Below are 5,509 nucleotides of genomic sequence, written 5' to 3'. Positions count from 1 at the left end.
ATAAAAAATAAAATCAATTATCGCACAGAAATTATCAATTCTTCCCCTCCCCTCCTGGGAGGGGCTAGGGGTGGGTTGGGAGGGGGAGGGGCGAGGGGTGGGTTCCCTACTCCCTACTCCCTACTCCCTACTCCCTCTTTTCTGGAGATGTCTAATAATTTGTTGTTAAGTCACGAAACAGCCGTCGAAGCATAAAGCGTAAAGTTTTTGACCTAACCAAGTTAGTAAACTTTTGACAACTGATATCATGTCCGGTAGCATCGGAGCGTGTATAAAATTAAGGTGACAATGAAAGAAAACCTTCTGCCTCCTGCCTCCTGCCTCCTGCCTTCCTTCCACTAAAGTCTAATTATTCAACCGGACATGATATGATAACTGAAATAACCTTCAGCAAGCTTGCTCATAAAGAATAAAAAGTGCGATCGTTCCCCTACTCCGTAAAAAGTGAGCGATCGCCTTTTTTTGTAGCAGATTTTGGTGGAGAAAAGTTTTCCCCTACTAGCAAGTCGGCGTTGGTTATTTGAGGTATGATACCAATTTGAAAAAATAATGTTACGAATAATAAGCACCATAAAAAGACTTTCAGATAAAGTCTGTTTCACGAAAAAGGTGATTTGCAACATCAAAAATGGTATTAAATCTATCCATTCTGCATTCTAAATTCTAAATTCTAAATTAAAATAAATACCCTAACTATTTGTAGCAAACATTTATCAATTTGGTATGATTCATGTCCGGATAAGATCGGGATAGAACTCTGTATCGCTAAAAACTTTCTTCTGGCCATAAGCACATTTGGAAAAGTCAGATAAAATTATTTACTATGAAACTTTATCTTTGACTGTTCAGTTGATCGAAAAGTCAATAACATGAAAAGAAACTGTACTAATAAGGAGGCATAAATGGGTAGTAAACGCTCTAAACCCTGGATTCATCGTAATTCACGTTTTATTATTGCTGGTATTTCAACAATAGGAGCAGTAATTACAGCATATCTCGCAATAGAAAAATTTATGGGAGGAGTCGTGACTTGTCCTGTAGCTGGTTGCGATAAGGTACTGGAAAGTCCCTATGCTATGATTTTTGGCTTACCTCTAGCTCTATTTGGCTTTATAGCTTATGCTGGCATGGGAACAATGGCAATCGGTCCTTGGGTAATTAACCCAGATTCTCAGAAGGAGTTACGCTCAAAGCTAGAAAACTGGAGTTGGTTATTAATGTTTGTGGGTGGCGTATCCATGACTATCTTCAGTAGCTATTTGATGTACATCATGGCATTTGAGATTAAATCTCTGTGTCTTTATTGCATCGGTTCGGCTATTTGTTCTGTAGCTCTATTTGTTTTAGCATTAATCGGTCGTGACTGGGAAGATATTGGGCAATTAATCTTTACGGCTATTATTGTTGGGATGGTTACTCTTGTCGGAACATTTGCAGTTTATGCTCCAATTCATAGTCCTGTTGCTGACAAACAAGATATTTATGCAGTTACAACTACTTCCACTCCGGCAAAAATTGCTTTAGCAGAACATCTGACAGAAGTGGGAGCAAAAATGTATGGTGCTTATTGGTGCGGTCACTGTCAAGACCAAAAGCGGTTGTTTGGTAAAGAAGCTGTTAGTAAACTTAATTATATTGAGTGCGATCCGAAAGGCAAAAACCCTCAACAAAGCTCATGTATCGCAGCTAATGTTACTGCATATCCGACTTGGAAAATTAATGGTCAGTCTTACGAAGGTACAATTTCTTTAGAGGATTTAGCAAAATATTCTGGTTATCAAGGTCCAGCGGATTTTAATAATCTTTAATATAAATGAAGGCAGAAGGCAGAAGGCAGAGGGCAGAAGGCAGAAGGAAAAATTGGACGGGGTATAATATCATGTCCGGATAATCAGTGATCAAACACTTTTTCTCATGAGCGCCTTTTCTTCCCTTCTGCCTCCCCCTCCTGGGAGGGGGAGGGGCGAGGGGTGGGTTGCCTCCTGCCTCCGGACCTCCAAAGTGTAAGTATTCAACCGGACATGATATAATACCCAATCCAATTGTAGGCAACGCGAGTGACGGCGAGGTAAGAGGTCAAGAGTCAGAATTCCCTTTCTTACGGAATGCTGCGCAAATAGCATAGCTGCCTCCTGCCCTCTGCCTTTCTTGATAAGCATAGGGACGTTCCATGGAACGCCCCTACAGATTTTATGAGTCATTGATTATCTAACCATCATCAGAAAGCAGAATTTTTGTTCTTACGCTTCAACAATACCTGTCCTGCTGCTCCGAATATCAACAAACTAAAAATTGTACCTGGTTCAGGTACAGAATTAATTTCATAAAGAGTAGTTGTACCACTAACTTCATTCGCCACTACTAATAAAGCTTTACCATTTGGACTATCTTCTGCACTAATAAATGTTAACCCCTCTGGCCCTAAATCGCCTACTGCTGCTAACTGTTCATCTGTTGGATCTGGGTCTTCCTCATCATCTAAATCAAATTCCACTGAGAAGTCACGATTATTTGTGTAGCTAATAAACTTAGGAGCTAATGGATTACTAACATCGTAGGTAATAAAGCCACCAATCCTTTCTAAACCAATAAAGGCTAAAGTACGATTACCTATCTGACCAATAGCTACACCTTCTGGCTCTGGCCCCTTATTGTCGCTCCGATTATCAAAGGAATCATTCTCATCATTATTAGAGTTGAAGAATTCAGGAAATAATTTAGCTGTTATTTGTTCCAAATCATCCCCACTGTCAAAAACTAAAGCTCCCTTTTCATCCCAAATAGAGAAGGAACGAGAACCAAAAGCATATAGTTCCTCAAATTCACCATCATTATCTGTATCACCAAGGGTATTTGTAATTTCCAAACGCCCTATAGTGTCATCTTGCTGGAGTATGTCAGCATTTGGGAAAGCCTGTGGATCTAGGTCCTCTTCTGCTACTTCTGTTTCTTCATTAAACCCATCATAATCACGGCTATCACCCTCATTGGCTGTCACCAAGTAAGTTTTTCCCCCCACTGTATAGCTAGCAATTTCATCTGGTTGATACATCCCAAATACAGGATAATTATCAATATTAACTACACCATCTTGATCGCTACCATCTATTCCATTACCAGGTAGGTTATGATCCTTAAAACCAAGGGCAACAATATCTGTAAATGTAGCTGTTTCTACATCGAGTATACCTATAGCATTATTTTCCTGTAATGTTACCCAAGCTGTTTTTCCATCTTCAGAAATAGCGATCGCCTCTGGCTCCAAATCTTGGGCTACTGTTGAACCAGGGCCAAATATCCGCACACCTTCTGCTCGTAGTTGATCTACTTGAGCGTTAAAATCGTTAAAACCTGCAAAGGTAACATCACCCTGAGTAAGATTTCCTACGCCATTAGACAGATCAATGATACTAACAGAACCTTCTGGATCTACATCTCCTTGTAGATAACCATCTGGCTCGGCTTCATTGGCCACGAGTAGCTTAGTGCCATCTTGTGTAAAAGTCAACAGATCGGGTAAAGCACCCACTGTTACTTGATTTAATCGATCGCCATCTTTATTAAAGAATAAAACTTCTCCTGGATCTGTGATTATTTCATTTTCAACAGCAACCGCAAATATATCCTTACTATAAGCAACACTATTGACACCACCAAAATTGCCAAATAGACCTAAATCTATACTAAAATCCAGGTCTGGAGTTTTGGGGTTACTGATATCCAAAACATCTATTGCCAGTGAGTCGTCGTTAACAACAAAAAGCCTTTCACTATTTGGATCGAAGGCTGTTATTCTGGACGCACTTTCATCAAATACGCCTGTAGCATAAGTACCTACTGGTGTGAAGCTCAAACCAATAGCTTTACTTGGTGCTGCCATCAAGGCGATCGCTATACTTGATTGTACAGTTAGTTCAATAATTTTTCTGAATACATTAGTATATTTACTTTTATCCTGATAACTTTTCATCAATTATGTATCTCCTAACTAGATAGATTTTTGCAATTATTCAGGTATATTCTACATACAGTAGATTTCAGACTAATGTGGTACAACTGACGGGGTTAATATTTTGTGCTTGTTCGCTATCCTAAATTCCCATCTTCCCTACTCTGTAGAGACGTTGCATGAACCCCCTGTAGAAGGGTTTTGCTCCGCAACAAAGCGGAGCTATGCGTCAGCTAAACAGCCGATAGTTTCGCATAACTATCGTTAACGCCCCCTATTTATGAATATATGTACCTCATAAATTTGGAAAATGCTGTAAACTTTTTTTCAACCATGCTATGGCTTTTACGGCTAGTATTTTTAGAGCAAAGAAAATGGTAAAATTTTTTAATATACATTTTCCTGTCTTAATTACTGGTAATTTTCTCAAAATTACTAAAGTTTAATCAGCTAAGATTTATTTATTTTGGTAATACAGGAGAAAATTGCTAAAGAGAATACTTCATAGGGAGAGTTTTTTGAGCTATCAACCTTAATAAGTAAATATTCATATACTCAATTTCAACGCTAAACAAGCTTACTACCTTGTAAAAGCACTTAAACTATATATGAAATTTCAATGATATAATAATCCCTATGAACATTGTCACTGAGTTAACCATATTGTCGTACAAAACTTGGTAGTCCTGTAGAGGTAGTGATATTCATAAATAAACTCCTTTCACCGTAAGGAGCTTAACTGCAAAAATCACTACTTGTAGACCACTACCCAAAATTTATGTGATGTTCTACAGAATTAAGTTTTAGGTTTTATACAAAATTTATGTGATGTTCCACAGAATTATGAAATTTATTAACTCATCTGTCTTAAATCTACAGTCAACTCTGATTAAAATATCATTCTATGCAACTTACTATAAATTTGGTATGAGTACAAAAAACAATTCTGATTATGACTTTATAAATCATTGCATTGTAAGTTATAAAGATGCAATAGTTATGAGTCAACTTCATCAAATCTTCATATATTGCTGATTAATTTAAAGTAGCCATCTTGAGTGGCTATTTATAACAGAAGGAAGAAAGAAGAAGGAAAAAGGAAGAAGGAAAAATCTTACGTTGTCTAAGCTTTAAGCTTTTGATTTGTCAAACACCTTTCCTTCGACTTCTATACAAAGAATTGTTCTATCAGGTCGGTAAAAAAATTGGCCATAACATACATTTGGCCTACAGCCCTCCAAGAATCTTGCTAGTATAGATAAATATCTGTGGTGTTTTCAAAAAAGTGACAATCAAGATCCCTAACTAGGGTTTGCTGAAAAAGTCTTTTTTAAGGAGTAGGGGACCCACCCCTAACCCCTCCCAGGAGGGGAAAAGGGGAGTAGGGGAGTAGGGGAGAATTTTTTTGCCTAACTCTTCTAAAAATGCTAACTTTTTGAGCATGAAGAGCTGAAAACCATGTACTTTTTCAATACCTAAAAAGGCACTTACCTTTATCTGGCAATTATTTGATATTTAATCAGCAAGCCCTAACTAAGAACGATGGCCAAATACTCAACA

At 37.9% G+C, this 5,509-nt stretch carries 3 protein-coding genes; 2 read left to right on the top strand and 1 reads right to left on the bottom strand.

Going from position 1 to position 5,509, the window contains the following annotated elements:
• Both F6K54_RS39385 and F6K54_RS39380 read left to right on the top strand, forming a co-directional pair.
• Window positions 1-195: hypothetical protein (locus F6K54_RS39385; protein ID WP_293089699.1), on the top strand; the 195-nt coding region annotated here is incomplete at its 5' end.
• A 707-nt stretch (window positions 196-902) separates the two neighbouring features.
• On the top strand, window positions 903-1,808 hold the full coding sequence (locus tag F6K54_RS39380; RefSeq protein WP_293089697.1) for a vitamin K epoxide reductase family protein: 906 nt from the start codon (window positions 903-905) through the stop codon (window positions 1,806-1,808).
• A gap of 410 nt (window positions 1,809-2,218) precedes the next feature.
• Here F6K54_RS39380 and F6K54_RS39375 read toward each other — a convergent pair whose 3' ends face one another.
• Complete coding sequence (locus F6K54_RS39375; protein ID WP_293089695.1) at window positions 2,219-3,970, bottom strand: choice-of-anchor I family protein; 1,752 nt, start codon at window positions 3,968-3,970, stop codon at window positions 2,219-2,221.
• Window positions 3,971-5,509 lie beyond the last annotated feature (1,539 nt).

The organism is Okeania sp. SIO3B5, from assembly GCF_010692555.1.
Taxonomy (GTDB): Bacteria; Cyanobacteriota; Cyanobacteriia; order Cyanobacteriales; family Microcoleaceae; genus Okeania.
The sequence above is the reverse complement of the archived record's forward strand: the minus strand, read 5'-3'. Positions and strand labels throughout refer to the sequence as shown.